Source organism: Bilifractor sp. LCP21S3_F8 (genome assembly GCF_052117805.1).
In the GTDB taxonomy this organism is placed as follows: Bacteria; Bacillota; Clostridia; order Lachnospirales; family Lachnospiraceae; genus Bilifractor.
Genome location: NZ_JBQKIK010000036.1, coordinates 1 through 25,945 on the forward strand (window position 1 = coordinate 1; position 25,945 = coordinate 25,945).

27 protein-coding genes and 1 pseudogene are annotated in these 25,945 nt (G+C 43.1%); 9 read left to right on the top strand and 19 right to left on the bottom strand.

Annotated elements, in window-relative coordinates; translation table 11 throughout:
• Positions 1 to 271: 271 nt before the first annotated feature.
• The 4 genes from ACTQ3A_RS12700 to ACTQ3A_RS12715 form a co-directional block, all read right to left on the bottom strand.
• Entirely contained in the window at positions 272 to 514 is a 243-nt protein-coding gene (locus ACTQ3A_RS12700) for an S-layer homology domain-containing protein (RefSeq protein WP_441495078.1), read from the bottom strand.
• A gap of 511 nt (positions 515 to 1,025) precedes the next feature.
• Positions 1,026 to 1,784 carry an SDR family oxidoreductase gene (locus tag ACTQ3A_RS12705; protein WP_441495079.1) on the bottom strand — a complete coding sequence of 253 codons (759 nt, stop codon included), beginning with the start codon at positions 1,782 to 1,784 and terminating at the stop codon, positions 1,026 to 1,028.
• A gap of 21 nt (positions 1,785 to 1,805) precedes the next feature.
• Positions 1,806 to 2,822 (bottom strand): aminomethyltransferase family protein, encoded by a 1,017-nt coding sequence (locus tag ACTQ3A_RS12710; RefSeq protein WP_441495080.1) that lies wholly within the window; start codon positions 2,820 to 2,822, stop codon positions 1,806 to 1,808.
• 32 nt (positions 2,823 to 2,854) lie between these two features.
• Positions 2,855 to 4,093: a hypothetical protein gene (locus ACTQ3A_RS12715; RefSeq protein ID WP_441495081.1), complete on the bottom strand. Its 1,239-nt coding sequence runs from the start codon at positions 4,091 to 4,093 to the stop codon at positions 2,855 to 2,857.
• A gap of 332 nt (positions 4,094 to 4,425) precedes the next feature.
• Between ACTQ3A_RS12715 and ACTQ3A_RS12720 the strand changes: the two genes are divergently transcribed.
• Complete coding sequence (locus tag ACTQ3A_RS12720) at positions 4,426 to 5,934, top strand: helix-turn-helix domain-containing protein (protein ID WP_441495082.1); 1,509 nt, start codon at positions 4,426 to 4,428, stop codon at positions 5,932 to 5,934.
• A gap of 137 nt (positions 5,935 to 6,071) precedes the next feature.
• Here ACTQ3A_RS12720 and ACTQ3A_RS12725 read toward each other — a convergent pair whose 3' ends face one another.
• Positions 6,072 to 7,064, bottom strand: a complete 993-nt coding sequence (locus ACTQ3A_RS12725) for an ADP-ribosylglycohydrolase family protein (RefSeq protein ID WP_441495083.1) — start codon at positions 7,062 to 7,064, stop codon at positions 6,072 to 6,074.
• A gap of 510 nt (positions 7,065 to 7,574) precedes the next feature.
• On the opposite strand from ACTQ3A_RS12725, the gene ACTQ3A_RS12730 reads away from it, so the two are divergent.
• The 3 genes and pseudogenes from ACTQ3A_RS12730 to ACTQ3A_RS12740 all read left to right on the top strand — a co-directional run.
• Entirely contained in the window at positions 7,575 to 8,012 is a 438-nt protein-coding gene (locus tag ACTQ3A_RS12730) for a LytTR family DNA-binding domain-containing protein (RefSeq protein ID WP_441474188.1), read from the top strand.
• Positions 8,013 to 8,024: 12 nt separating this feature from the next.
• Positions 8,025 to 8,459, top strand: a complete 435-nt coding sequence (locus ACTQ3A_RS12735) for a DUF3021 domain-containing protein (protein WP_441495084.1) — start codon at positions 8,025 to 8,027, stop codon at positions 8,457 to 8,459.
• A 114-nt stretch (positions 8,460 to 8,573) separates the two neighbouring features.
• A pseudogene (locus tag ACTQ3A_RS12740) lies at positions 8,574 to 8,648 on the top strand (phage tail tape measure protein); the annotation flags it as partial.
• 160 nt (positions 8,649 to 8,808) lie between these two features.
• On the opposite strand, the gene ACTQ3A_RS12745 reads toward ACTQ3A_RS12740, so the two are convergent.
• Positions 8,809 to 9,852 carry a YeiH family protein gene (locus tag ACTQ3A_RS12745; RefSeq protein WP_441495085.1) on the bottom strand — a complete coding sequence of 348 codons (1,044 nt, stop codon included), beginning with the start codon at positions 9,850 to 9,852 and terminating at the stop codon, positions 8,809 to 8,811.
• A gap of 123 nt (positions 9,853 to 9,975) precedes the next feature.
• On the opposite strand from ACTQ3A_RS12745, the gene ACTQ3A_RS12750 reads away from it, so the two are divergent.
• Positions 9,976 to 10,863 (top strand): LysR family transcriptional regulator, encoded by an 888-nt coding sequence (locus tag ACTQ3A_RS12750; protein ID WP_441495086.1) that lies wholly within the window; start codon positions 9,976 to 9,978, stop codon positions 10,861 to 10,863.
• 138 nt (positions 10,864 to 11,001) lie between these two features.
• On the opposite strand, the gene ACTQ3A_RS12755 is transcribed toward ACTQ3A_RS12750, so the two are convergent.
• From ACTQ3A_RS12755 to ACTQ3A_RS12770, 4 genes are read right to left on the bottom strand one after another with little or no spacing between them, the layout of a single operon-like run.
• Positions 11,002 to 11,586, bottom strand: a complete 585-nt coding sequence (locus ACTQ3A_RS12755) for a cyclophilin-like fold protein (RefSeq protein WP_441495087.1) — start codon at positions 11,584 to 11,586, stop codon at positions 11,002 to 11,004.
• 12 nt (positions 11,587 to 11,598) lie between these two features.
• The gene (locus ACTQ3A_RS12760) at positions 11,599 to 12,141 is read right to left on the bottom strand and encodes a flavodoxin family protein (protein WP_441474191.1); all 543 of its coding nucleotides are present in this window, start codon (positions 12,139 to 12,141) and stop codon (positions 11,599 to 11,601) included.
• 14 nt (positions 12,142 to 12,155) lie between these two features.
• Positions 12,156 to 13,157, bottom strand: coding sequence for an alpha/beta hydrolase (locus ACTQ3A_RS12765; protein WP_441495088.1), 1,002 nt, complete (start codon positions 13,155 to 13,157; stop codon positions 12,156 to 12,158).
• Between the two features lie 20 nt (positions 13,158 to 13,177).
• Complete coding sequence (locus ACTQ3A_RS12770; RefSeq protein ID WP_024865572.1) at positions 13,178 to 13,393, bottom strand: hypothetical protein; 216 nt, start codon at positions 13,391 to 13,393, stop codon at positions 13,178 to 13,180.
• A 122-nt stretch (positions 13,394 to 13,515) separates the two neighbouring features.
• Between ACTQ3A_RS12770 and ACTQ3A_RS12775 the strand changes: the two genes are divergently transcribed.
• Positions 13,516 to 14,388, top strand: a complete 873-nt coding sequence (locus tag ACTQ3A_RS12775) for a LysR family transcriptional regulator (protein WP_441495089.1) — start codon at positions 13,516 to 13,518, stop codon at positions 14,386 to 14,388.
• Positions 14,389 to 14,564: 176 nt separating this feature from the next.
• Here the strand turns inward: ACTQ3A_RS12775 and ACTQ3A_RS12780 are convergent, their stop codons facing one another.
• Both ACTQ3A_RS12780 and ACTQ3A_RS12785 read right to left on the bottom strand, forming a co-directional pair.
• Entirely contained in the window at positions 14,565 to 15,191 is a 627-nt protein-coding gene (locus ACTQ3A_RS12780) for a GNAT family N-acetyltransferase (protein WP_441495090.1), read from the bottom strand.
• Between the two features lie 274 nt (positions 15,192 to 15,465).
• Complete coding sequence (locus ACTQ3A_RS12785; protein WP_441495091.1) at positions 15,466 to 16,191, bottom strand: MerR family transcriptional regulator; 726 nt, start codon at positions 16,189 to 16,191, stop codon at positions 15,466 to 15,468.
• Between the two features lie 569 nt (positions 16,192 to 16,760).
• Between ACTQ3A_RS12785 and ACTQ3A_RS12790 the strand changes: the two genes are divergently transcribed.
• Positions 16,761 to 18,230 (top strand): endonuclease NucS domain-containing protein, encoded by a 1,470-nt coding sequence (locus ACTQ3A_RS12790; protein WP_441495092.1) that lies wholly within the window; start codon positions 16,761 to 16,763, stop codon positions 18,228 to 18,230.
• Positions 18,231 to 18,256: 26 nt separating this feature from the next.
• A complete protein-coding gene (locus tag ACTQ3A_RS12795; RefSeq protein WP_441495093.1) occupies positions 18,257 to 18,724 on the top strand; it encodes a hypothetical protein in 468 nt (155 codons plus the stop codon).
• A 254-nt stretch (positions 18,725 to 18,978) separates the two neighbouring features.
• On the opposite strand, the gene ACTQ3A_RS12800 is transcribed toward ACTQ3A_RS12795, so the two are convergent.
• Together ACTQ3A_RS12800 and ACTQ3A_RS12805 are read right to left on the bottom strand one after the other, a co-directional pair.
• On the bottom strand, positions 18,979 to 19,527 hold the full coding sequence (locus ACTQ3A_RS12800) for a GNAT family N-acetyltransferase (RefSeq protein WP_441495094.1): 549 nt from the start codon (positions 19,525 to 19,527) through the stop codon (positions 18,979 to 18,981).
• Between the two features lie 21 nt (positions 19,528 to 19,548).
• The gene (locus ACTQ3A_RS12805; RefSeq protein ID WP_441495095.1) at positions 19,549 to 19,875 is read right to left on the bottom strand and encodes a DUF3784 domain-containing protein; all 327 of its coding nucleotides are present in this window, start codon (positions 19,873 to 19,875) and stop codon (positions 19,549 to 19,551) included.
• 148 nt (positions 19,876 to 20,023) lie between these two features.
• On the opposite strand from ACTQ3A_RS12805, the gene ACTQ3A_RS12810 reads away from it, so the two are divergent.
• Positions 20,024 to 20,224: an ATP-binding protein gene (locus ACTQ3A_RS12810; protein ID WP_441495096.1), complete on the top strand. Its 201-nt coding sequence runs from the start codon at positions 20,024 to 20,026 to the stop codon at positions 20,222 to 20,224.
• 159 nt (positions 20,225 to 20,383) lie between these two features.
• On the opposite strand, the gene ACTQ3A_RS12815 is transcribed toward ACTQ3A_RS12810, so the two are convergent.
• The 5 genes from ACTQ3A_RS12815 to ACTQ3A_RS12835 form a co-directional block, all read right to left on the bottom strand.
• On the bottom strand, positions 20,384 to 21,319 hold the full coding sequence (locus ACTQ3A_RS12815) for a DUF1848 domain-containing protein (RefSeq protein ID WP_441495097.1): 936 nt from the start codon (positions 21,317 to 21,319) through the stop codon (positions 20,384 to 20,386).
• 97 nt (positions 21,320 to 21,416) lie between these two features.
• Positions 21,417 to 21,965, bottom strand: coding sequence for a histidine phosphatase family protein (locus tag ACTQ3A_RS12820; RefSeq protein WP_410043469.1), 549 nt, complete (start codon positions 21,963 to 21,965; stop codon positions 21,417 to 21,419).
• Between the two features lie 139 nt (positions 21,966 to 22,104).
• Positions 22,105 to 23,007, bottom strand: a complete 903-nt coding sequence (locus tag ACTQ3A_RS12825) for a hypothetical protein (protein WP_441495098.1) — start codon at positions 23,005 to 23,007, stop codon at positions 22,105 to 22,107.
• A 147-nt stretch (positions 23,008 to 23,154) separates the two neighbouring features.
• Positions 23,155 to 24,891: a [FeFe] hydrogenase, group A gene (locus ACTQ3A_RS12830; RefSeq protein WP_441495099.1), complete on the bottom strand. Its 1,737-nt coding sequence runs from the start codon at positions 24,889 to 24,891 to the stop codon at positions 23,155 to 23,157.
• A 382-nt stretch (positions 24,892 to 25,273) separates the two neighbouring features.
• Entirely contained in the window at positions 25,274 to 25,600 is a 327-nt protein-coding gene (locus ACTQ3A_RS12835) for a DUF3784 domain-containing protein (RefSeq protein ID WP_441101051.1), read from the bottom strand.
• Between the last annotated feature and the right edge of the window lie 345 nt (positions 25,601 to 25,945).

A 25,945-nucleotide genomic window follows, 5' to 3' on the forward strand; every position in this document is an offset into this window, starting at 1 on the left:
TTTTACAGGCCAGTGTTTTGCCTACGGCTTCCTTCAGACCTCATCTCACGATGACGCCCTTGCTTTCAGCTGCATCCTTCCCACTGCCGGGCGGATCAGGGACTCTCACCCATTAGAACGTGCGCCCGCCGGGCGCACCGTAAATAAAAAGACGCCCTTTTCGAGGACGCCTTTTATAACTACATTTTATGTGATGCAATTTTTCTGATCATACCCATTTCTATCTTCTTGGGGGTAATTCCTGTAAAAGAAAGGAAAACCGAAGGCAAGATTAAGCGCGATTACCGTCAGCCCTTGCTATGAACGCCGCAGCCTCACCACGTGTCACGTTGTCATCGGGAGCGAAGACAGTATCAGACTTGCCGTAAGCGACTCCATCAGCCGCACCCCATCCAACAGCGTTTGCATAGTAAGCACCAGTATTGATAACTGATCTATCTCTATCTTCCTTATAAAAAAAGCTCAAGTTATCGTTCCAGATAAGCACCCTGCTCCATCCAATTGTAAAAGCCACACATAGAGCCCCACCTAACAACGCAGTATATATATACATGGTACTTCCGTTGGCATCTCCAACAAATGTACAAACCCAAAGTAAAATCAACCAACAGCAAATCATGATCAGACAGCATTTATCTCTATAAATTCTTTTAATCACAATTATTCATACCCCTCTATTTCAAACTGTGAATTTAACTGAATTCAGAAAACAGGCAAAAGCGTCCTTCGGAATTACCCGATGTGATATTTATTGTTATTAAAATCGAATGTAATTTCTGTTATTTATTATATAGAACAGACTATAGACGTGACAACCTCAATAATGTCCGTTTTTTTGTACAACACATTGTCTAAGTTACAGTTCAGACCCCATGCAGACAGTTATCTCTTTCTGTGAATCTTTTGGTTTTCTCTGTACCATAAAAATAAACCTCCAAACTGGAAAGATTAGCTTACATCAGTTTGAAGGTTTACACAAACTTTGAAATGCTACCGATATCGTAACACTTAAGATGAATAGGCTATTACAGACAGGTCCAACCACCATCTACTGTAATAACTGCACCATTGACATATTTAGATTCATCACTTGCTAGATACAATGCTGCATTTGCTATATCTTCTGCATATCCGGTTGCAGGTGCTATAGCAAGAAGTTTTTTTACATTGCCAAACCCTTTCATGTTTGGCATTCCCATAGATTTCGAAATTTCCGTAGAAATTCCTCCTGGAGCGATTGCATTGCAGCGAATATTATTGTTTATATACTGGAAAGTAACATTTCTGGAAACTGCTGCAACAGCAGCCTTGGAAGCTGTATATGCTGCACCTGCGGTATTATGATCAGCGCCTACAGATGTGATATTAATGATGTTTCCGGCACTCTCTTGTTTCAAAAATGTCTGTACTGCCTTTCTCATTGCATAAATTGGTCCATAGCCATTAACAACCATAAGTCTTTCAAGCATCTCATCTGTCATATCACCAACAGGACTCATATCATCCATGATACCTGCATTATTTACAAGAATATCAAGACGGCCAAACTGTTCTACTGCATAGTCGATCATTGCATCATTATTTGCTGACGAACTAATATCAGCAACAAAGATCGCGATTTCTCCTGCTTCACCTTTCAAAGATTCAGCAAGTTCTTTTAATCTTTCCTCTCTTCTGGCTACCGCAACAACTTTTGCACCTTCTTTTACAAAAAGAGTTGCAATGGCCTTTCCCATTCCTGAAGATGCACCTGTAATAACTGCTACTTTATTCTCAAGTCTCATAATAAAATATCTCCTTATCTTTTATAAAAAGTTCTTTTCCGTAATCACTGCTTCATAACCATGGATCTGGATATGATCCCCAACATGCAAAGTATCCTTCTTTGCAAGAATATATCCAATATTTGTATCTTTCACATAGCCATAAACCATTTTATAGACACGTCCAATTTCTTCTCCGTCCAGATATACAGCCTCTCCAGGGCCACCTAAATGACGCCCCTGAATATAAATATCTGCTTCCTCTACTGTAAATCCGACCATCTCTCGCTTCGCACCTTCTTCTTTAATTTTAAGAAGTGCAGTTTTTCCAATAAATTCTTTTTCCCAGTCAATCCCTTTATCAAGTCCTACCTCCAGCGGGTTCGTATGGCGAAGGTCCCTCATGTAGTAGAATCCGGCTTCAGTTGGAAGCGTCCATGCCATGACCTGGAATTCTGTAACTTCAACAGCCTGGAACTTTTTCCCTGCTTTTCGAAGGATTTCTTCCATTTCTTCTGCCTTTTCCGCAGGTACATAGATTTCATATCCACATTTTTCACCAGTGAATCCTGCTCGGTTTATCATAACTTTCATTTCGCCAATGGAATTATCCGCGAAAGAGAAGAACTTCAGGTCATCCACGTTCTCATCTACAATCTCATTTACCATATCTTTTGCTTTCGGTCCCTGAACCGCATACATATGATACTTAGAAGTAATATTTTCAAAGGATACTGCCATTTCACCTTTATGTGCACCTATCCACTGCATGAGAGCTGATGCAAAAAGTGTGGATACCCAGTATCTGTTTTCTTCCATACGGAATACCACTACATCATCAATAATCTCTGCATTTTCATCGAGCATAGTAGTATAACGTTCTTTACCGATCTTAATGTTTGAAATAGGCTTGGTAAATAACAGTTCTAATAAAGCTGTTGCATCACTGCCCTGAACTTCAACCAGCTGATGGGTCCAGAGATACCATCCAACATTTTCACGGACAGCCATATGTTCTTTTCGTTTCATTTCATCATATTTATAGATATTCTTATACATATTCTGACTCCTTTCTGTGCATGGAATAACAACTAACAGAATTTATCAATCTTCTTGGCAATACGGATTCTCAGCTTGTCAGCCGGTGTATCCTCTTTGATTTCCCAAAGAGACCACTGTGCATTAACTAATGTTTTTGTCATTCCATACCAGTAAGCTACATAAGCATCATCCATCTTAGGGTTATAGACAGTCAGATTATTTCGATCCACAACATATTCCACAACATCTTTATTAAATGCCTCGATGGAATATTCCAGTCCCATCGCCTGGAAGAACATTTCCAGATAACCGCCCATGACACGGCCATCATTCATAGTGTTCGGAACACCCATCCAGTCACGGACTGCCTGGATTGCAACTCTTTCCCCAAATACCGCTTTTCCTGCAGCTTCACATATACAATGCAGAACATGATCTACCATTTTTTCATCTGCTTTCTGCATGCGGAGAATCAGTGACAATGCAGGGAAAATATAGCCACATGCTGCATTTGATCGTCTTGTCAGTCTCGCTACGCTGTTGGAATCATCTTCCATATTGGTTCCATTTGCAAATGTAAATCCTGACTCACCGCGGAATACCATAGGTTCTTCCACCATGTCCTCCGGTTTTGTAAACTTAATCTGGTCTGCTGTTGCTACCGGTCCGAAACATTCCCACTGTGCATGTGGAGGCATCGGATATTTATCACGGCTTTCTGCCACGATTCTGCAATGACAATCTCCACATCCCTTCGCTTCTACCATATGAAACTCCAGCTGCGTACCAGGGCGAAGATTTTCAGACCATGATTTTGAACTTGCTTCCAACGACTGTGTTGTAGCTCTGCAAAGTTCAGATCCTACAATATCCCAATCACAGATATCCAGTTCTTTTTCCGCACGATATGTACCAAAATCCTGTACACGTCCGCACATCATAAGTGCATCATCACCAGAATCTCCAACCAGTGCACCTACAAAACTTCCTCTACAGAATGGGTGTACATTGTGCTGTTCCATCTGGTATTTTCCAAAACGCTGCATCGTATAATACAGTTTCTGATACACTGCAGTGCACATATCCTGGGCTCTTTCAGCATAATCAGGCTCAATAATTCTGAGTGCCTGCATACAAGCTGCACTGAATGTTGCATTGTAACGTGATAACCAATGCATTGCCTCCTGATAACCAACCAGTTTGTTCCATGGTGATTGAATCGCTGCATAACATGTCATGGATTTTGCGCCAGAATCTTTGGGAATTCTTGCATCAATTTTGTTACTCATGGTTACATCCTCCTTCTAATTTCATCTATTACGCATCTTGTTTTTGATGATTTTATTATATGGTGTAAAGCAGGATTCCCACAGACTCACAGAATTGAAACATCTTATTTGATAGTGTATATTTTGAACTCCTTTTTTATATTCATTCGCTTTATATACATCTTTTATATCTGATTTTATGGTATCAAAAATAACACCTATCAAGGCTGAAAGGTGTTATAAATGAGGCTTTTTCACAAATACGCTAAATAATATGTATTGCCAGAAGAGATTTTGTTATAATTTATGGTATCAGAAATGCTACCTGTATCATGTTGAACATGGAGGATTTTATGAAACTGAACCTGAAGATTCTAAAGCAGAAATTACCGGATAATTTTCGTTGCCGCCTCTTTGGTGACCATCAGGATGCATTAAATTGCCCGCGTCCTATCATGTTAGGTAACGAAACAGAACTTCAATCTGGAAGATTATATATTCTGTCCTCAAGCGTTTTACCATATATAATACCTAGAACAGACTGCTTTTTGGTCTGTATGGGAACGAACATTCCCTTTGCATGGCAGAAAGCCGGCACTCCGATCTTACAGATTACAGAATCTTTAGATTTTTCAACAATATTTAATGAAATCAGCATGATTTATGACCATTATGACCAGTGGGATAATGCGCTTAGAGATGAATTGGAAAAGACTTCAAACTTTGATATAAAAACAATTCTTCGACTTGGTATTGAAGAACTCGATAATAGAATCGTTGTTACAGATCAATCGTTAAAAGTAATCTTTTCTGCACAGACGGATACAGATTCTTACGGCAGAAAAAAAATTACTGTAAATACAGATTCTTATGTCATCGGTCCTGAAATGACCGATTCCGTCCGTAAAGTATGCAATCTGGAAAGACAAATAAAAATTCCTTATCTGTCTTCTATTAAACACGAAGGGCGGGCATCCTATTGCCAGAATCTGTATCCGCTTGGATATTTTACAGGCTGTATCTCCTTAAACGAATTTTATCGTACTTTTACCGAAAGTGATTTCCTGCTAGCCAGCCATTATTTTAAGATCTTTCAGAATGCATTTGAAAAATATCTTCACGAATTTGCCGGTTCTGAAAGTGACAACAATTCTGTAATGCAGAAAATCCTTCGTAATCAGCCCCTCAATTATAAAGAAAAACAATCGCTTCAACTATCAGACAGTGAAAACTGGATATGCTTCAAATTGAAAGAAAAGCCGCACAGCTCATTTATGCCAAAAGATTATATGCATGCATCTCTCTGCACTTTTATACCCCAGGTACATTGTTCCGTAGTTTATCATCAGAGCATTGTTGGATTATTAAAACTCAATAAGGCGGATAATCTTAAGGAAATCTGCATTTCATTTGAGGAAATGTTATCCCGCATGAACTATACAGCCGGATTCAGCAATACCTTCCATGATATTCACCATTTTGATATGGCCTTGATCCAAGCTGATTATTGCCTTCAGAATAGTATCTCTGCCCTTACTCTTTTTGATGATCAGATTATTCACTTCCTGCTCAGCGAATGTGGTACCCGTCTATCCATGGATGCTTTGACAGATCATGCACTTCGTAAAGTAATTGAATATGATGCCCAAAAGGGAACCAGTTATCTTGAAACATTAAAAATTTACTTGAAAAATGAAATGGCAATTACACCGACCGCTGAAGAATTATATATACACAGAAGCAGTCTGTTGAAACGGCTGGATAAATTGAAATCTCTTCTTATGGATGATCTTCATTCTCCTGAAAGAAGACTTTATTATCGTTTATGGTTTGCTTTAGAGGAAGCGCAATTACATACATAGCAAATGCATATGTTACCAATCTTTGAAAGAATCTTTTCTATTGTATCGATTCAGTGCCCCAGAAATGGATATTCTATTTTGGAACTGGAATTGAATCATAGCATATTTAGAACTTAACGTAATTTTTTTAGCACCTATCAACAAACGTGAGGTCCGTCATCACTCCGGTAATTTCGTTCACGTTTGTCCCCATCATAATAACCTCCCTCCCAGCTAAAAAGGCCGACTGCTCCCAAGCCATAGAGAGCTACAAACGATCCTATACCTCCAATACCAGCTCCTAAAGCGCCAGCAAGGACTTCAAAAACAGTTCTTGTGGCCTCTCCATCCTCATCCAGGGCTTTAGACGGGTATCTCTTCTCAAAATAATAAAGAATCTCCATCTGTCTGGCATCGAGGTAGTTTATCGCACTGTCTATAATACCTTCCGGAACACCGAAATACGCTTCTGCAACAGCACCGGCCATTGCAGCAATTGTATCGCTGTCTCCACCGACTGAGATTGCATTCCTTATGGCATCTTCAAAATCTACTGCCTCAAAAAAGGCTTCAAGCGCTACCGGGACAGAGCCCTGGCATGAGACATCAAACTTATAAGATTTTCTGATCTGATCAAGCGAAAACCCAATTTCATAATAGTTTGAAGTAATATAATTTCTGATTTCTTCTTTGCTCTTACCGTTTCTTGCAAGATAAACCGCCACTGCTATAGCTTCGGCGCCTTTCATTCCTTCCGGATGATTATGACTTATCTCTGTAACCTTTGCAGATAGCAGCCTGGCCTCATCCAGATCTTTTGCAGCAAACCCACACGGTCCTACTCTCATGGCGGAGCCGTTTCCAAAGCTGTTATACGGCTGAGGATCTTCAGCCCAGAGCCACTTAATAAAGGCACCACCATAACCGGCATTCTTATAAATCCTGCCCAGTTCCTGCATGGCAGATATTGCCGTTTTACCTAAAGAATCTACATCCTCCGCACAATCAAGAATGGCCTTTGCCACAGCAAGAGACATCACGCTGTCATCTGTCGGCCGGCATTTTTTATCGAACAGCTCAAACTCCTTCGATTTGTGATTTATTCTTTCATACCTTGAACCGGCAATATCGCCTATGATTGCTCCGATCATATCTTGATCACTCCTTAAAAACCAAGGTCATCAGTTGTTCTCTACTACGTAATCTATAAACCTTCTCATTTCTGAAAGCGGATGATATGGGAATAATCCATCGTACTTTTCATCATCGGCCCAGTTCATGAGAAACCCTTTGTCACGATTTGAATCATACGGATCCCTATCCCAGGTTTCCGCTTCAAGCTGCAACTCACTGCAAGTTTCAGAATCTGTTGTGAAGGGATCATGTAGCCACCACCTTATTTACATTTTTGCTTATAATTGTACAAATTATAAGCAAGAATGTAAATTCTATTTTCACTCGATCTCCACACCCCCTCTACTAATTGCGCCTATCTAATTACGCAACACTCACGATTGATAATCGTTACCTTTTTTAAGTAAAAGGAAATCTCTGAAGCTTATGCATTTCACCTTTTGTTTTTTGTCACTTACCTCAAATGTCAGGACAGAGCTTTCGATATATTGTATGATTACATCATCAAAGAGAAAGGAAACCGGGGCATGAAGATAAGTGTTGATATTTCTGCTGAATATAAAGAACCATATGCAGTGATCTACACTGACAAGGTGACACATCAGATACAGCGAATGCTTGATCTATTCAGCACAAACGAAACTCCCATAACTGCTCTGCAGAATGAAGAGGATATTATCATTCTGCAGCCTAAGGAAATATACATGGTCAGAGTAGAGGATGGAGATACGATTATTTATGGTGAAAAACAAAAATATCGTTCACGGAAAAGGCTATATGAGATTGGTCAGCAGTTAGGAAAACAGTTCATGCAGATATCAAAATCCACACTGATCAATCTGTCTTATATGGACAGTATCGAGCCGGGCTTCAGCGGAACACTTTTGCTGAAGCTGAAGAACGGATGCAAGGATTACGTTTCGAGAACATATCTGCCGGAGTTCAAAAAATATCTTGGATTATAGGAGGCGAAAGCAATGAAAGAGACAATAAAAGATTTAGCAAAGAGCACGGTAATCAGTATTGGAATGGCAATGGCTATTTTCTGTCTGGGTGGAATTGTATTTGATGTAAGATACAAAGGGAATTTCAGCCTTGAGAATTACAGGTTTACAAAAATGGTTGTCGGTTGCGTTTTGGTTGGCCTTGGATTTGGAGTTCCGACCATTGTGTACAGGAAGGAAAATCTTCCAATGCCGATTAGAGTGTTGATACACATGGGTATTGGCTGCGTGCTTTATACAATCGTTGCTTATGCAGTCGGATGGACAGGTGGGTCTGCAACCATCGGTCAGGAAATTATAATTACGGCGATTCAGCTGGCTGTTGCGTTTCTTATCTGGTTCCTTTTCATGAGATATTATCGTGCAGAAGCAAAGAAGATGAATGATAAGATACAGGCAATGAAGTAAGAAGTAGTAAAACATAGTTTTTGAGAACATCGGTCAGAAATGATCGGTGTTCTCTTTTACCCAAAATCAGGAAGGAGGGAGATGGATGGCTGGACGGATGGACGGATCTAGGGTATCACCGTTGAGATTGGCGGCGATACTACAAAACTACAGACAGCCCTTAAGAGCGTAAATACAAAGATCAGAAATTATTGAGGATCGAGTTTTATCTCGCTATCGCGACGCTCGCCGCACACGAATACTTCGCATTCGGCTGCGGCTCACTGTTCGCGTAAATAAAGAAGGCAGGTACTCCGACAAAAGTACCTGCCTTCTTTTATAGTCAAACTGGCGTATTTAATTCGATATATCACCAGATCCGCATAACATGCTGCATGCCAAGGCTGACAAGCGTAATTCCCGCCCAGCAGGCCGCGCCGATGACGATCGGCTTCCCGCCGGTCCGAATCAGTTTCACGATGTCGCTGTTCAAACCGATCGCAGCCATCGCCATGACGATGAAAAATTTCGACAGGTTCTTGAGTGGTACGAACACCTCCGTGCTGACGCCTGCCTGTACACAGACCGTCGTGATCACCGAAGCCAAAACAAAATACAGGATAAACACGGGAAACGCCCTGCGCAGGCTGAAAGCTTCACTATTTGGGGCAGTGCTGTTTTTCTCCGACTGTTTTGCACGAACGATCGAAAGAACCAGCGTAATCGGGATGATGGCCAGAGTACGTGTCAGCTTAACCGTGACCGCTTTATCCAGCGTCTGGTTCCTGAGGCCCCACATGCTGTCCCAAGTGGATGCCGCTGCGGTCACCGAGGAAGTATCATTAACGGCCGTCCCGGCAAAGATTCCGAAGGCGTCTCCGCTGGTAGTATCAAAGCCGATGGCACGCCCCAGGATAGGGAAGAAAACCGCCGCAAGGACATTGAAAAAGAAGATTACAGAGATTGCCTGCGCCACCTCATCATCATCCGCACCAATGACCGGAGCGGTCGCTGCAATCGCAGAACCTCCGCAAATCGAGGAACCCACACCTACCAGTGTGGAGATGTTCCCCGGGACATGCATCAGCTGGTGCAGCAGCCATGCGATAATCATCGAAGTGCTGATTGTACAAATGATGATCGGCAGGGACTGCTTTCCGGTTTCGGCGATCACCCCGAGGTCCATCCCGAATCCAAGCAGAACCACGGCTGTCTGCAGGATATATTTAGAAGTCCATCGGATCCCGCCTTCCGCAGGTCCTTTGTTTTTCCAGAACACAGTTACGGCCATTCCCGCCAGAATACCGATGACGGCTCCGCCGACAACCGGGAAGCGCTGTCCGATGATCCATGACGGAATGGCAATTGCAAGACACAGAAGAATTCCCGCGCCGTTTTTTCTTATAAATGACATGATAGATATGTCCTCCCTCTGTTTAATTTCATTGACAGGGATCATCATAGAATGGTAAATTCAAAATGTAAAATTATTTATTTCTTGTTTACGATACTATTTTTTTATTGATAAGTGTGTCTTATGCTGGACTTTCGAATCAATACGTTTCTGTGCGTCTGCCAGACCATGAATTACACCAAAGCCGCTGCGCAGCTGAACATTACGCAGCCGGCGGTATCTTCCCATATCCATTATCTGGAGGATTATTACGGCACATCGCTTTTTCTATACCGGAATAAAAAACTGTATCTGACCCGGCAGGGGGAAATTCTTAAGGAACGCCTGCAGGCCATGCAGAATGACGAGGTACAGCTCAAACAGGAACTTCGTCCGGAGGACACCGGGATAAAATGTCTGTCCTTCGGCGTTACCATGACTGTCGGTGAATATGCGGTTGTAAATCCGCTGGCCGGGTTTCTGAAACGGCATCCGGATATGAATATACACCTGAAATTTGGAAATACCGAGCAGTTGATCCATCTGCTCGAAGATGGCAAGATCCACCTTGCACTTGTAGAAGGATATTATCCCGGGGATCAGTATGAGAATCTGACTTACAACACAGAGGATTACATCGCGGTATGTGCAGCCGAGCATGTTTTCAGGAATGGGACGCCGGCCTCTCTGAGAGATCTTCAGGGGGAGAGGCTACTGATCCGGGAAAAGGGTTCCGGTACCAGAGAAATCATGGAGCGCAGCCTGTCCGCCCGGGGCATCCGGCTGCATGACTTCTCTCATTTCATCGAAGTGGAAAATATGCATACGATCACAGCCCTGCTGAAAGAGGACTGCGGGATTTCATTCCTGTATAAAATTGCCGTTAAGGAAGAGCTCCAAAACGGCAGGCTGCGCGAAATAAAGCTTCGGGATTTTTCCATGCAGCATGACCTCGACTTTATCTGGGAAAAAGGCAGTATCTATGCCGGTCAATACCGGAGGATCTGTGAGGAGCTGATCAAGGAAAAATGATGCGAACCATCACACTGAAAGAGCAGCGGCAGCGTGTGAACCTGTCACGAAAGTTGCACATGTCTCGTACAAGAAGAAACTTTAGTGCCAAGTTCAAATCTGATCTCGTCCTTGAGGTTCTGAAGGGGGAAAAGGAATCTATTCCGTGCTGATGGTTATCGTAACATCTCCTTGTGAAAGAAGATCTGCCATCTCTGCCTCATCCTTATCAGATATATGACCAAGCCTTGTGTATGACCAGCTGTTGGAGCCATAGAACACTACCATCTGATTGCCCGAATAAAGTACAATGTCACCTGAACTCGTTGTTGTCTGTTTATCATCTCGTGGCAAGCTCTGTCCTATGGAACCCACCTGTTCAAAACCGCCATACATTGACATCTGAATGGTAATATCACCATCTTTAGCCATATCCCGCAGTCTTTCTACAGCCTGATTGTCTTCCCACTCCACATTAACTTTTGTACCATCAATCATCATTATCATAGTACTATCTCCAACAGCTTCATCATCTGCTGATTCATCTTTTTCTGCCAGCTGATACATAGCAGTTCCCTCCGACATGACATTCTCTTCTGAGCTTTCTGTTTCAACATTTTCTGATGTTGATATTTCAGTTACTGCATTCTGATTATCACCGGAGTTTTTTGTATTTCCTGAACAGGCGCTCATACAAAACATGATTGTCATACAGAATGCTATCAAAATCATTTTTTCTTTCATATCAAGCATCCTTTATCTTAAAGACTTTCCAAACTCGAAAGCCTCGTTTAACTCTTCTGTTTTCCCGGATGCCTCACCCATATCACCTATGCCACCGCAGAATAAGGAACCTGAAAACTGAGCCTTTTCGAAGCAATCAACCCATCCTTGAAGTCCACTTTCTGCCTTTTTAGGCACAAACTCTTCATCCTCAGCTGCTACAGAGAGCATATATACATTTCTAAATTTATAATCTGAAGGATATAGAGGATTGAGCCTGTCCAAAAGAGTCTTCATCTGACCACTCATCTCATAGTAATAAATCGGAGTGACGAATACCAATGTATCTACGTTCTTTACTTTATCAGCAATCGTGGCAGCATCATCCTTAATGACACATTTCTGAGTATTCTGACATGCCAGACATCCTATACAAAAGCCTATGCTCTTCCCTTTAAGACTTATATGCTCCACATCATGACCTGATGCTTTTGCTCCTTCTATAAGCTTTTCAGTAAGTATATCTGAATTGCTATTTGCACGAAGGCTTGTTGAAATTACTAATACTTTGCTCATATCATCTCATCCTTTTATTTCAAATTCTCCTTAAAGAAGCTCTCCAGCTTGTCATAAGGAATATAATCCTTATCTCCGCCATCATATAGATCTGTATGCACCGCATCAGGGATTATCATAAGTTCTTTATTATCAGCATACTTGCTGTCTTTGATCATATCTGCATAAGCATCCTTTGAGAAATAACATGAATGAGCCTTTTCTCCATGAACAAGTAAAACTGCACTTCTGATCTCGTTGCTGTATTTAAGTATTGGCTGATTAACAAAGGATTCACAGCCGATTACATTCCAGCCATCATTAGAATTAAGGCTTCTCTTGTGATAACCTCTGTCAGTCTTGTAGTAATCATAATAGTCTTTCACAAAGAAAGGTGCATCCTCCGGAAGTGGATCTACTACACCGCCGCCAAGCTTATACTCACCTGCCTTAAGGTCTTCAAGTCTCTTAGCGCACATGGCAGCCCTCTTCTGATACCTTGCTTCCTCGCTGTCCTCGGAGTCAAAATATCCCTTGGCATTTACTCTTGTCATGTCATACATTGTCATTGCAGCTGTAGCTTTGATCCTTGTATCAAGAGCTGCTGTATTTATAGCCATGCCGCCCCATCCACAGATACCGATGATTCCAATCCTGTCAGGATCTACTTTTTCATTAAGTGAAAGGAAATCAACTGAAGCCATGAAATCTTCTGTGTTGATATCAGGAGATGCCATATATCTTACGTTCCCACCGGACTCTCCTGTAAATGATGGGTCAAATGCTATTGTTAAGAATCCTCTCTCTGCCATTGTCTGAGCATAAAGACCTGAGCACTGCTCTTTAACTGCACCGAATGGCCCGCATACAGCAATTGCAGGGAGCTTACCATCTGCATTCTTTGGAACATACATATCCGCTGCAAGAGTGATTCCATATCTGTTTACAAATGTGACTTTGCTGTGGTCTACTTTATCACTTTTCTTAAAGGTTTTATCCCATTCCGTTACAAGGTTCAGTTCTTCTTTTCTGATCATTTTACATTCCTCCGTTTTAATTACTTTTCTTTTTGGATCTGTCTTATCAAAAAATCCATGTTATCAACTTTCTTCTGACTGTCATGAAGTTCGTCCATCAGATGGCACCGGCATTTTCTAAGATCTCGAAGAAGCGTATCTGTATCCCCTTCTTCATACATCTTTTTCATAAAGCTTATTTCTTTCTCATCACAGCCCATGTCAGTAAGGCTTTCAAGAATCTTTTTAGTATCCATCTTTTTTGCTCCTTCTGATTTCATAGTAAATCCTTGACCAGGTTTTCGCTAATGAATAAAATAAATATCGTGATATTCGTCTTTGGAATAACACTTTAATTGTCAACTTCATGGAGGTTTTCATGGAAATAAAAAATCTCAGATATTTTCTTGCAGTTGCAAGGGAAGAAAATATGTCAAAGGCTGCTGAGCAGCTTCATGTATCACAGCCTACTCTTTCAAAGACATTAAAATCATTAGAGGAAGAACTTGGGAAGAAACTGTTTGTAAGGCACAGTTTCAGCATTTCGCTTACGGACGAAGGGATGCTTCTACGTGACCGTGCTCAGGATCTTGTGGCTATGTCAGATAAAATAGAACAGGAATTTAATTCCCTGGATGATATAACAGGTGGGGATATTTATTTTGGACTGGCCGAGAGCTATCAGATAAGATATCTTGCCAGAGAGATCTATAAGTTAAAAGAAAAATACCCCAACTTCACTTATCATATAACCAGCGGAGATACTGAGCAGGTTACTGAAAAGCTTGATAAAGGCATTTTAGACTTTGCTGTACTATGTGAAACACCTGACAGCAATAAATATGAATATGTTAAGTTTCCGGAAGCCGATGTATGGGGAGCAATCATATCTTCATCTCATCCCCTTGCAAAGAAAAAATCCATCCATGTCTCTGACCTGATAGGACAGCCCCTGTTTGTCTCTGAGCAAAGCTGGAACAATGAAATCAAAACATGGGCTAAAGAAAGATTTCCTAAGCTAAAACTTGAAGGCTCCTTCAGGCTATCTTATAACGGCTCTGTATTTGCAAGAGAAAACCTTGGAATACTTCTTGCATTTAAGGATCTGATAAATACCGAAGGAACTGACATGGTATTCAGACCACTTTCACCTGAACTGAAGTCAGAACTATATCTCATATGGAATAAATATCAGGCCTTTACTCCTATTGCTGAAAAGTTTCTGGAGCAGATAAAAAAGACTTTCAAGTAATTTTCAAGAAGGTCACAGCATAATAAATCTTGACACTATCCTTGTATTCGCCTTCACTGCTTCAAGGAAAGCATTGCTGACCGGATACAAATGACCACCTCCCTCCGGACATGAAAAAGGAGCCGATGTTACTCGACTCCCTCTCTGTAGCATTGCTGCTAAATCTCTTTTTCTGTTTAGAAGATCTGTCTAGGCAGCTTCAGTTTTTCCTTAGGTGGAAAGTCCTTATCGAACTCTTCCACATCCTCATCACTCACATAATATCCCTGTGGAGTCTGGTACACCCTGGTAATTCCATCAAGATATCCGGGAATCAGCTCTTTACAGAGAAAGAATGACGCATCTGCATCCTCCGGTAAATCATGATACCGAATGCCAAACTTACTGGCGTAGTCAAAACCGCTCTTGCCATAGAAACCGATGTTTCCTTCAAATAGAACCGCACCAAAGCCCATCTCTGCAGCTTTTTTCAAGGAATAGTCCAGTAAAGCCTTTCCATATCCTTGACGCTTCAGTTCTGGTGTAATGCCAATCGGTCCCATCGTCAGAACATCAATCACCCTTCCATCATCAGCCTCGATAATCGTCCTCATGAACATATTCTGTCCAATCAAACTGCCATCCTGCTCCATGACGAAATCAAGTTCCTGGATAAATGCCGGATCATCTCTAAGCACATGCATCACATAATGCTCGCTGCACCCGGGCTTATATACGTTCCAGAATGACTCCCTGACAAGATTTTCAACTGCTCTGTAATCGTTCTTTTCTTCCAAACGAATTGTATAGTCATTTTTATTCAATGTTTTTTACCTCCTGAAAACTTGTGACCAAAAGTTGCTTTTCAGCGGGAGGCTTGTTCGATTGTCAGCAAACCTCCCAGTTAGCCCACAATCTCCAGTGTGTTGTACTTTTTCAAACAGCACTCTCCTTAAAATGATTTTTTCGCCGTCTTAGCGGCAAGGGCATCATAACATATATCGTCAGTTCCCTCCACATATATTTAGAATTCTTTCAGCATGAAAGACACCTTGCCTACCAAAAACCTACCGAAAACCTACTTTTTCAAAAAATGTATCATCCGCAGTAGATCTGTATCGCCCGGTGAGTAAATTCAGCAGTTCCTTCTCCGCCCATCTTATTAATGTTCTCGGTGAATTCGCCGCCACCGGCATACATCTTACCGAGACTTGAAAGAATCTCCTTAGTACATTTATAAAAATGCTCGGTAATAAAGTCCTGCAGTTTCTTTACCTGATCCTGAACTACTGAAGATGCAGGATCCTGGTCCTTCATAGCTCCGAACTCTTCAAAGATTTTCATAAAATCGGTCATCATGCTCTCTTCTTCGCTCTTAGACCGATTTTCATTCTTCTCTTCGAATTCCTTATATTCCGGAGTATTACCCCACTGCTCTTTTGCGCGCCTGGCGTATTCATCTAATTTGCTTGAATCAAATGCTGTAAAATCCAAATGTCTCACTCCTCTCAATTTTAATTCACGGCACATACTGATCAGATTATCGATATGTTCCTTCTTTAATTCAAGAAGTTCTATCTGCTGGTCAAGTGCCAATCTCTTGTCAAAATCAGATCTGGTTACGATATCCTTGATATCCTTAAGCGGAAACTCAAGCTCACGAAACAGTAAAATCTGCTGAAGTCTCTCCAGCGCCGCATCGTCATACAGCCTGTATCCAGACTCGGTATACTCCGCCGGTTTTAAGAGTCCTATCTTATCGTAATACTGCAGCGTGCGTATACTCACTCCTGTCAGCTTACTCACTTCATTTACTGTCTTCATGGCTATCATCTCCTTCACGTGTGATTACATCATAAACTATTACGTTACGTCATAGTCAAGCAAAAATAAATAATTTTGCAAAAAAAGATCGGCCTCAAATCCATTTCTGAATTCCTTGCCGGTCTCCGCTTCGCTTCGGTCGTTGCTGAACACGTGCCACTGGCACGTAGCAACCTCTGCTTTTCCTTCTTTCGATTGTAAGTCTTTCCGCTCGGTACGCTCCTTGTCACGGGATTAAGTCCACCCCAGGTTCGTCTCTGCTTTGCGTGATACTCGCGCTGCGCCTTCTTACTTCGCTTATCCAGCGAAACATACTTGTTCATGACTGTTACCTCCATATTATATTTGGTTGCCCACACATATACATGGATGTCCATATAGATGTCGTAATAATCTCGCTGCATCTTTGTGCTATCATAATTGAATGAAAAAAGAATGGGAAAATCGTCTGTACTCCATAGAGGAGATGATGTTCTACGATGACCTGTTTGGCGATGAATGAGGAATGTTAGACGTCAGAGAGCACACAAGAACTATACGAAAGATTTAATCAGCGGTTTCCGGAGCCGATGACTTTAGGGGAGATTGCCGCAGAACTTGATCGAATGAATCAGCAGGAGGCTGAGGAGTACGATACGATTCTCTGCAATGAGCTTTTTGGTTCCGTTTGTTACAATTATCTGAAATATAATCAGAAAGAGCAAAAAGCTATCCTGCAATCCGAGGATTATAAAATATTCAAACGACGTTCAGCAAATTTAGTTCGACATACTTTTTATGATGCATGGTGCGCATTCTTAGAAGGTCGCAAAAAGGAAGTAAAGATATATATACACGAGTATATTCAAACCTTTGAGCACGAAACACCTCCTTATGGAGAAGCTGATGTTGCTTCGGGGGTGTTGTTGGCATTCAAAAATGCCTATGCCGGTTTCTGGAAGTATGTGAAACGGGAAATCGAATCGATCCCGCACGATGAGATAGCTGCTCAGCTCTGCGATGTCATAGAAGCATTTTATGATGCGCCCACAAACGAAGAGGCGTTGGAGGTACTTGAGACCGCATATCAGAAGTATCCGGAGAGCCCTACCATCAATGAAATGCTGGGCGTAGTTTACTATGATGAGAAACAGTATGGCAATGCAATTGCTGCATTTGAACGGCTTTACTCTGAGGAGACTGACAGCTACAATTCGACCCTTCATACACAGGATCAAATCAATTCCTTTTTGGGGTATGCGAACGATAAACTGAAGGATCGGAAGACGGCTATCTCCTATTATGAAAAGGCTGTAGAAATATATCCACAGTGTCCTTATGCCGCAAACAACCTCGGCTATCTCTACTACCGGGAGCGTCAATATGACAAAGCCTATTCCATATTGAAAAAGTGTATTGACGAAGGTTGGGAAACAGATCTTGCATTTCCGGTTACAAATTTCGCACGTGTTCTCTATGCAATGGGAAAATATACCGAGGCACGTGAATTTGTAAAGAACGCACCTGCAAAGGTTGCAACGGCTATACGAGATAAAATTGAGAATGCTCCAAAGCGGGATGCCGTAACGGCTATATCAGAAGCATCTGCTGGTGATATAGAAGAAGTCTCCGAACCGGTCGCCAAGGCTGTCATAGAACGAAAAGGTGTCCAGTTTCAGTCGGAAAAGGTGCTGGAGGATGAACTAACAATGCGGATGGAAGCAGGTATGGAGGTCTTCGGTCTGCCGCTGAAAATATATAAGCGTCGGGGTGAATATGGAAGGCAGTATATCTTTCCAAAAGGCCGTCTCGACATACTTGCCGAAGATTCAGAGGGAAACCTTTATATCATTGAACTAAAAAAGGACAGCGGCTACGATGACGCATATAAGCAGATCGTTGAATACATTGACTGGTTTCAACGGCATAAGGCAAAAGGAAAGAAGGTCTATGGGATCATTTGCCTGAATGCACCGGGCAAGGCATTGATAGAGGCTGTACGACAAGACAGCCGTGTGAAGTTGTTTGAATATCAGATATCTTACAGCGAAATCAAATAGAAAAAGGAGCAAGCAGGAGTAATCCTATGGAAGATACATATCCTATTTTTGAAGGAACGGCAGAAAAGATAATAATTGAATCCGAGGATAGCGGGTATTGTCCGCCTGCTCCCGGACAAGAGATAAAACAAAGGCTCACAATGAGAAGAAACGGGAGTGTCTCGCTCACACGGTATTTTTCCGGGGACTTTTCTCAGGTTCCACCCACAGCAGATTTCAAATCTATGAAAAGATACCGCAGTAAGCCTACAGAAAAGTTGATGGACTATCTCGCATTTCATTTTGGCAAGCCGTATATTCCCGAACTTGTATGTGACGGCGGTATGTGGGGAATCGAACTGACAAATTCCGAAGGCAAAAAATTCGTATACGTTGGCTCCCTCGTTGACGATATAGTAATTGGCGGCCTGAACATTTCTCAGATTGCTCGCCGCGTTCTTGAGATAGATGAATTGTGGATGTTTGACGGCGGAATGGTCAAAGAATCCCGGTAACAATAGCAAATGCCAAATGCAAAAAAGTGACTATTCCGTATTGTGCCTCTGAGCCATCACATATTTCAGTGTATCAGCAATAGAAAGAGCGTATGAAAAACGAAAGTTCTTTCACACGCTCCTCTTATAATCTCTATATGTGTAGTTGTGGTTCATTGCCGGAAATTCCGGCAACTAAAAACCGGAAGCACAATTTGCACTGGCTTCCAGCTGGTAATTACTGTTCATTTATTCAGGCACATACAAACTGGGATTTATCGATCTGACTTTAATAATGCGTAGATGCTCACATCGCAGACACCTTGATTATTAACTGCCGCGCTTCTCAAGGTACCTTCATATTTCATTCCACACTTTTTCATAACCAGTCCTGAATGAGGATTATTTACATCGTGTTTTGCCTGGACGCGATTTGCGCCAACCTGGTCGAACATGAAATCTATTACTGCACGCAACGCTTCAGAGGTGATTCCCTGATTCCACCACGGCCTGCCAATGCAGTAACCGATTTCTGCCATCTGCGTTTTTTCATTAGTTGATACGACAGAAATTGAACCAATCGGTTCATTGATATCTTTCGGCACAATTGCCCACTGATAAAAGTCCGGCTTTTCATAGGACGTAGTCCATTCATTCAATATATGGATTGCGGTATCCAAACTGGTATAAACAGGCCATGTCAGAAACTTTGTAACCTCTTTATCGGATGCCCAATTCCGAAACATAGCATCTGCATCTTCTATTACGAATTTTCTTAACAGTAATCTTTTTGTTTCTATCATGCGGGTTCCACAATGGTTCATGCTTACCCTCCAAATTCTGATTTATCTTTCTCTTTTATGTCTTTCGATCAGTAAAAGGATAAACATGCCTAACCAAATGACCCATGCGATCAATGTTCCCTTTATAGGAAAAATGAAGTCAATAGCAGCTCCAATGAAAAAGGGAATCGACCATAGCATCATATGCTTTCCGTAATCCTTACACATTTTCTTCTCATCATATTTTTTGCGTTCTTCAGCGGACTTCATATTATAGCCTGTTAAGAAGTTCGCTGCTTTCCCGTTTGATCTGTAAAACAAGAACCCAATCAAAAAGAAAATGGCAGCCATTGCCAGGTCCAGGATTATGCATGATTCCTTTAACGACATATTCATTTACCCCCTGCTTCTCCATTCACTTACACTGACTATGTATCATTTACCACGCTCGTGATCACTGCTCTTGCAATCTCTCAAAACTTGAGGTCGCAATTTGCGGCCTCAAGCGACTGCGCCTACAAGTCGAACATACCATAAAGTGCCCAGGATGATATTTACCAGCAACCGGCAGCCTTCCCAGTGGGAGGAATTCTTCGATGGAAAGGATGACCTTCTGGCAACTCTGGACAGAATTTTCGATAAAGCCAAGGTGTTCATGATTAAAGGTGAAAGTTACCGCGGCAGGGAATGCCAGACACTGGCTGTAGAAGCAGGAATTGCAAACGAAAATGTAAAGTAACCGGATAATGAGATCCGGATCATTGATGCGTTGGCTGATTTAATGCGACCGTTTTTTGGCTGGAATAACCCGACCCAAAATGGCTGAAATCACCCGGCGCTAACATAATCAATGTTTAATGTTCTACATCTACGATCATTTTGCTGTGTGGAGGGAGCTCTAAAGAAAGTCAAAGATGCTCATCTGTCTGTCAATCCAGGACGCCTGTTTGGCAGTGTGTACAATATCATGCTCTGTGAGATGTCCGATTAACAGCGGAGACGAAGGATCATGCTGACTCATATTATGGAGAACAGCGGATTGGTCGTAGTTGGCATAGCAATAAAGGCAGCCGTGTCCGCAGGTGTTGTACTCGCCAATATCAGCGCCAAGGAGACAGGAACACCCCTGCCGTGCAGGGGAATGGGTTGGCACGAGAAGTCTCTTTCCTATGGCATTTTCAATGACCTTCTTACAAAAACACCCTTCTGCATCCACATGGCTTCTGACAAGGGCTCTGTCTTCCAGACACAGGTGAATCTGCATACCCAGCCTTTCGGCAGTCATATTGAAAGAATCGATCAGCTCATTCTGTACGGACATCGGAACTGCCGATGCCTCTGGAAAATTGCGCTTTGTCTTTTCATACAGATCAAGGAAGCTCACTACACACTGATCGGTATAGGGCTTTAATTTCCCAGCCATCTCAGCGAATGTCCGTTTGTGGAAATCAACCGTATATTTTCCGAAAATAAAGACCGGATCGTACCTCCAGATGACACTCCTTCGGCCGGCGTAACGGGAAAGAGCTGCAAAGGCGTTCATAACCTTCTTCTTTTCCGGAACATGCGGCTCTATCTCCGTCCCGTAAGGAGTGATGGTCACCATGAAGAAAGTGCGGAATGCGTCCAGTTCATGGATCCTGTTCAGCATAGGAATTGGATTTTTTGTGCAAAAAGAGATGACATCCACAACTGACGGGTCCAACCTGTATTTTGTCACGGAGACCGGATTGTATGGGTTCCTGACAAGGGCATATCTCTCGCGAATGCGGTTATAGAACCAGTCCGAAAAGAAGGCTGGGATATCCGTTCGGCTTCCTGCGTTGATAATCATTGCATACCTCTGAAATCCACTGTGCACATACCATTTCAATTCTGCACAACTTATCTGCAATCTGCTGATTTTCGAGACAACTGAACGGATAAAGGCATCAGAAATCATATTCCCGCACTTGCGCATTGCGGATACCGAATGAAGCGAACTCCTCGTTCGTCATGTCATGAAAATATGACTCGATAATTCTGGAAATGCCGTTGTGTGCAACGAGCAGATATGTCTTCTCCGGATCCCTTTTCAGATCATCGATCAGATTGTAGATGCGCTGTGCCATTCGCATCATGGATTCGCCGCCGTCAAAGCTGTCACAGAAGTTCTGCTTTGCTCTGGCAAACTCTTTTCCGTCTCGGGCGGTTCCCTCCCATTTGCCGAAATTCTGTTCAATGAGCCTTTGCTCGATCCGCATCGGCACACCGGTCATCACAGAAATTTCCTTTGCCGTGTCATAGGCACGGCTGAGCGGTGATGTCAGGATTTCATCGATGGTGATTTCTCCGGCATCCATCTTCAGCTTCAGGATTCTTCCTGTCTCTCTGGCCTGCTCATGCCCCAGCTCTGTCAGGGGACTGTCTGTTGCGCCGCAGATCTTATTTTCAACGTTCCATACTGTCTGGCCGTGCCGGACGAAGTAAAATTTACCCATAGTTGTGTTTAAGGCTCCCTTGATAAAATAATATTGAGAATAATCCTTGAATGCATGATCAATCTTGAAGAGCCGGATATACTGCATTCAGCAAAGAATCAGAATATGTAATCGAGAATGAACATTTAAAATTCTTAAATCAGAAGAGGTCCAGCGTGTTATCCAGATAGAGTTCTTCCCGCACAGCGATCTGGTATTCCGGTTTTGTCATGTAATAAAGAATGAATTCCAAGAGAAGAGCACTGCCAAGTCCGCGTCCCTCGATCTTGAAATTGGAAAAGCCCATTGGAAGGTAAATTTGTTGGATGCCCTCTATGCTGATGAAAGCAGGATTTTTCATTGCCGCAAAGAACCGGTAGCCTTTTTCTGCCTCCGGTGCATTGCAGTGAAAGGCAGAATAGTCCTCTCCTGGATGGGCATCTTCTCCAAGATTCCTAAAGCTTACGGCTTCGTAACAGCGCTTTCTGTCTTTGCATCCAATCCAGCAGCACTCATTGCAGAGGAATTCAACCTTATTCTTTTCGGTCTGTGACAGCGCTGCCAGTCTGGAAAATGCCTTATTGAGCCGAAAATCAGGAACGACATAAAGGAATTCCTTTCGATCCAATTCTTTTTTCAGCGCTTCAAATTCTGTCAGAACTTTTGTTGTAGAGGAGACATAATAAAAATCCGGATACTCCTTCGTCATATAGGAGAGGAGGAGATCCGAAGTAATGATGATGCCATTTCCAGGTTTGTGAAAGAGCCGGCTTAGCGCGTTGCATCTGTGATCGGACAGATGTTCCTCCCGGAGCAGTGCATTACTGAAAGTAAGTCGTGCAGAAATGCCATACTGCCTCGTCAGTGTCAGCACCTTCTGAGGATCCGTGCCGCTCTCTTCCACTCGACCGCCGGCCCAAAGACAGTCTGATGGCGCCCCGTATATGGATCCAATTTTACACCAGTTATAAAACCAATCTCTGTGATGGAGATACAGCGGCAGAAATTGACGATAGAATTCGTAAAACTCGAAGAGACCAGGCAGATGATAAAAAGCCGTCATACGTCTTCCTTCCTGAGCTGTACTGCTTTTGTTCTGTAAGATTCCGGCAGGGCATCCAAATCTACCTGGACCATTTCTTTTGTCATCCTCATTGTTGATTCTCCACATTGTGACCGGCGCGCTGGTGACTGCGCGCCGGTCACGGTGTCATTCGATCTCATCGAAGTAGGAGCTGTCCTTGTGACAGATCGGACACTCAGCCGGTGGATTGACATCCTCGCAGATATAACCACAAATGCGGCACTTCCACTTCTTAACAGGATCGAAGTAGGATCTGTCCATATGACAAATCGGACACTCAGCCGGCGGATTATCTCCTTCATAGATATAACCGCAGACACGACATTTCCATTTTCGTGTTGCAGATCCGGGCGTTGTCACTTCCTCATAATCGCCGGTGCGTTCTGACCTTGCATTTTTGCCTGTTTCTTCTCCGAAAAAGGCTGCTGCACCGTTTTTCGCTTCTGCTCCATCTACGTCAAATGTCAGTAGTGTCTTATATTTTCCGGCATCTTCACCGAGCAGCCCACTCCTGTCCGTGTAGGATGTATGGAGCATTTCTTCAGCGATCGGCGAGAGAGGCTTTCTGTAAAACTCTTCGTACAGCTGCTTCAGCTCTGGATTCTCATGACTCTTTCGCAGCTTCATCTGCGCATCCCGCTTGTAAAGACTTTCAATACGGGAATCCACCATAGTTCTGCGCTCTTCCACATCGGCTTTCGGCTGTCCTCCGCCGCCAATGCATCCTCCCGGACAGGTCATGACCTCAATAAAATCATAATGTTTTCCGGATTCCTTTGCCATGGAAAGGAATCTGCGGACATTCGATGTGCCATAGATCACGGCCAGCTGAAGGCGCAGTGTTCCGATTTCTACGGCCGCTTCACGGATTTCCTGCATGCCGCGGACGGGCTCGAGTGTGTACAGTTCCTTTGGAGCAGGTTCATGTGTGACAAATTCGTAGGCAGTGCGGACGGCAGCCTCCATGACGCCGCCTGTGTTGCCGAAGATTACGCCTGCGCCGGAGGCCTCTCCCATCAGCTTGTCGAATTTTGAATCCTCCAGCGTTGAAAAATCAATGTCAGCCTTTTTCGCCCAGTCTGCGAGCTCACGCGTTGTGATGACATGATCCATATCTCTGAGACCGGGAAGATCCAGATACCTGGCGGAAGCATTCATTTCTCCGCGGCGGATCTCGAATTTCTTAGCGGTACAGGGCGTCAGCGCCACATTTACAATTTTCTTTGGATCTATCCCCATTTTCTTTGCAAAATAGGTCTTGATCGTAGGGCCCTGCATCCCTATAGGGCTCTTTGCGGACGAAATATTCGGCAAAAGCTCGGGGTAATAGATCTCGGCAAACTTCACCCAGGCCGGACAGCAGGATGTGAACTGAGGAAGTGGCTTATTGTGCGTTGTAAGCCTCTCCACAAGTTCGCTGGCCTCCTCCACAATCGTCATATCTGCCGCGAAATTTGTGTCGAGCACATAATCTGCGCCCAGTTTCCGGAGGAGTGCAATCATCTTTCCTTCGACAAAGCTTCCTCTTTGCATTCCGAAAGCTTCGCCCAGGGAAACCCTGACGGATGGTGATGTACTGACGATAAGAACCTTATCCGGATCCTTTGCTGCGGCTATTACGGCGTCCATCTCCGGTGTCTCTGTTATCGAGCTGACCGGACAGACATTCGCGCACTGGCCGCAATGGATACAGACGGCAGTGTCGTTGGTCTTTGACAGGTCATAATAGCCGAGCACGCTGATATAATCCCGGCAGATGTCTCTGCACTGACCACACTTAATACAGAGATTTTCTATGCGGCGGATGGCAGGATTGTCTGCCTCAATTGGAACACGGATGCTTTCTGATAAATGTTTTCCCACTGCGCGCCTCCTTTTTTTATTGAAACTTACGCCTTTTCTTGTTCTGTCATCCTTCCGGGTCAGCTCATCAGAAAATGGCTGCAGGAAAGATCGATCCTGCAACCATTATACACCTGCCTGTGTTTCCCCGCCTTAAAAATTACACCGACCGAACTTTTTCAAATATCAGAGACCGATTTTCCCCCAGGCGGTAATTTTCAGGTGACTTGGTCACCAAAAAAATCCTGCGGACATTCAAGAGCCGTTTCCCCAGAGGAAAAAATGCCGGCCTGGCAAATGTATATTTTTTTATCTGTTTTTTCAGTTTACCATGATACCGGAGACGACAAAAGACCCGGGAAGCATTTGCACAATCGCATCGGCCTCCCGGACAAATTGCGATTTATCTTTCTCTTCTATGTCTTTCGATCAGTAAAAGGATAAACATGCCTGACCATATAACCCATGCGATCAATGTTCCCTTTATAGGAAAAATGAAGTCAATAACAGCTCCAATGAAAAAGGGAATCGACCATAGCATCATATGCTTTCCGTAATCCTTACACATTTTCTTCTCATCATATTTTTTGCGTTCTTCAGCGGACTTCATATTATAGCCTGTTAAGAAGTTCGCTGCTTTCCCGTTTGATCTGTAAAACAAGAACCCAATCAAAAAGAAAATGGCAGCCATTACCAGGTCCAGGATTATGCATGATTCCTTTAACGACATATTCATTTACCCCCTGATTTTCTATTCACTTACACTGACTATGTATCATGTACCACGCTCGTGATCACGGTCTTGCAATCTCTCAAAACTTGAGGTCGCAATTTGCGGCCTCAAGCGACTGCGCCTGCAAGTCGAACATACCATAAAGCGCCCAGGAGGACAATGAATACTTCTCACTTTACCTTTTCTCAAAGAGAAGGATCTTCTGCTTTCAAGTCTTTTCCTGCTGTCTGCAATCGAGTAGGAGGCGGTGACTAACCGCCGTCCTCTCACAACACCGTACGTACCGTTCGGTATACGGCGCTTTCAATAGTTGACGTGCACAGACTGATAGGCCGTGGCTAA

What these genes read in the sequence shown, in the direction of transcription:
- ACTQ3A_RS12705 (WP_441495079.1), bottom strand. Translation starts at nt 1,784, where the DNA reads ATGAGACTTGAGAATAAAGTAGCAGTTATTACAGGTGCATCTTCAGGA.
- ACTQ3A_RS12710 (WP_441495080.1), bottom strand. Translation starts at nt 2,822, where the DNA reads ATGTATAAGAATATCTATAAATATGATGAAATGAAACGAAAAGAACAT.
- ACTQ3A_RS12715 (WP_441495081.1), bottom strand. Translation starts at nt 4,093, where the DNA reads ATGAGTAACAAAATTGATGCAAGAATTCCCAAAGATTCTGGCGCAAAA.
- ACTQ3A_RS12720 (WP_441495082.1), top strand. Translation starts at nt 4,426, where the DNA reads ATGAAACTGAACCTGAAGATTCTAAAGCAGAAATTACCGGATAATTTT.
- ACTQ3A_RS12725 (WP_441495083.1), bottom strand. Translation starts at nt 7,064, where the DNA reads ATGATCGGAGCAATCATAGGCGATATTGCCGGTTCAAGGTATGAAAGA.
- ACTQ3A_RS12730 (WP_441474188.1), top strand. Translation starts at nt 7,575, where the DNA reads ATGAAGATAAGTGTTGATATTTCTGCTGAATATAAAGAACCATATGCA.
- ACTQ3A_RS12735 (WP_441495084.1), top strand. Translation starts at nt 8,025, where the DNA reads ATGAAAGAGACAATAAAAGATTTAGCAAAGAGCACGGTAATCAGTATT.
- ACTQ3A_RS12745 (WP_441495085.1), bottom strand. Translation starts at nt 9,852, where the DNA reads ATGTCATTTATAAGAAAAAACGGCGCGGGAATTCTTCTGTGTCTTGCA.
- ACTQ3A_RS12750 (WP_441495086.1), top strand. Translation starts at nt 9,976, where the DNA reads ATGCTGGACTTTCGAATCAATACGTTTCTGTGCGTCTGCCAGACCATG.
- ACTQ3A_RS12755 (WP_441495087.1), bottom strand. Translation starts at nt 11,586, where the DNA reads ATGAAAGAAAAAATGATTTTGATAGCATTCTGTATGACAATCATGTTT.
- ACTQ3A_RS12760 (WP_441474191.1), bottom strand. Translation starts at nt 12,141, where the DNA reads ATGAGCAAAGTATTAGTAATTTCAACAAGCCTTCGTGCAAATAGCAAT.
- ACTQ3A_RS12765 (WP_441495088.1), bottom strand. Translation starts at nt 13,157, where the DNA reads ATGATCAGAAAAGAAGAACTGAACCTTGTAACGGAATGGGATAAAACC.
- ACTQ3A_RS12770 (WP_024865572.1), bottom strand. Translation starts at nt 13,393, where the DNA reads ATGGATACTAAAAAGATTCTTGAAAGCCTTACTGACATGGGCTGTGAT.
- ACTQ3A_RS12775 (WP_441495089.1), top strand. Translation starts at nt 13,516, where the DNA reads ATGGAAATAAAAAATCTCAGATATTTTCTTGCAGTTGCAAGGGAAGAA.
- ACTQ3A_RS12785 (WP_441495091.1), bottom strand. Translation starts at nt 16,191, where the DNA reads ATGAAGACAGTAAATGAAGTGAGTAAGCTGACAGGAGTGAGTATACGC.
- ACTQ3A_RS12790 (WP_441495092.1), top strand. Translation starts at nt 16,761, where the DNA reads ATGACTTTAGGGGAGATTGCCGCAGAACTTGATCGAATGAATCAGCAG.
- ACTQ3A_RS12795 (WP_441495093.1), top strand. Translation starts at nt 18,257, where the DNA reads ATGGAAGATACATATCCTATTTTTGAAGGAACGGCAGAAAAGATAATA.
- ACTQ3A_RS12800 (WP_441495094.1), bottom strand. Translation starts at nt 19,527, where the DNA reads ATGAACCATTGTGGAACCCGCATGATAGAAACAAAAAGATTACTGTTA.
- ACTQ3A_RS12805 (WP_441495095.1), bottom strand. Translation starts at nt 19,875, where the DNA reads ATGTCGTTAAAGGAATCATGCATAATCCTGGACCTGGCAATGGCTGCC.
- ACTQ3A_RS12815 (WP_441495097.1), bottom strand. Translation starts at nt 21,319, where the DNA reads ATGATTATCAACGCAGGAAGCCGAACGGATATCCCAGCCTTCTTTTCG.
- ACTQ3A_RS12820 (WP_410043469.1), bottom strand. Translation starts at nt 21,965, where the DNA reads ATGGGTAAATTTTACTTCGTCCGGCACGGCCAGACAGTATGGAACGTT.
- ACTQ3A_RS12825 (WP_441495098.1), bottom strand. Translation starts at nt 23,007, where the DNA reads ATGACGGCTTTTTATCATCTGCCTGGTCTCTTCGAGTTTTACGAATTC.
- ACTQ3A_RS12835 (WP_441101051.1), bottom strand. Translation starts at nt 25,600, where the DNA reads ATGTCGTTAAAGGAATCATGCATAATCCTGGACCTGGTAATGGCTGCC.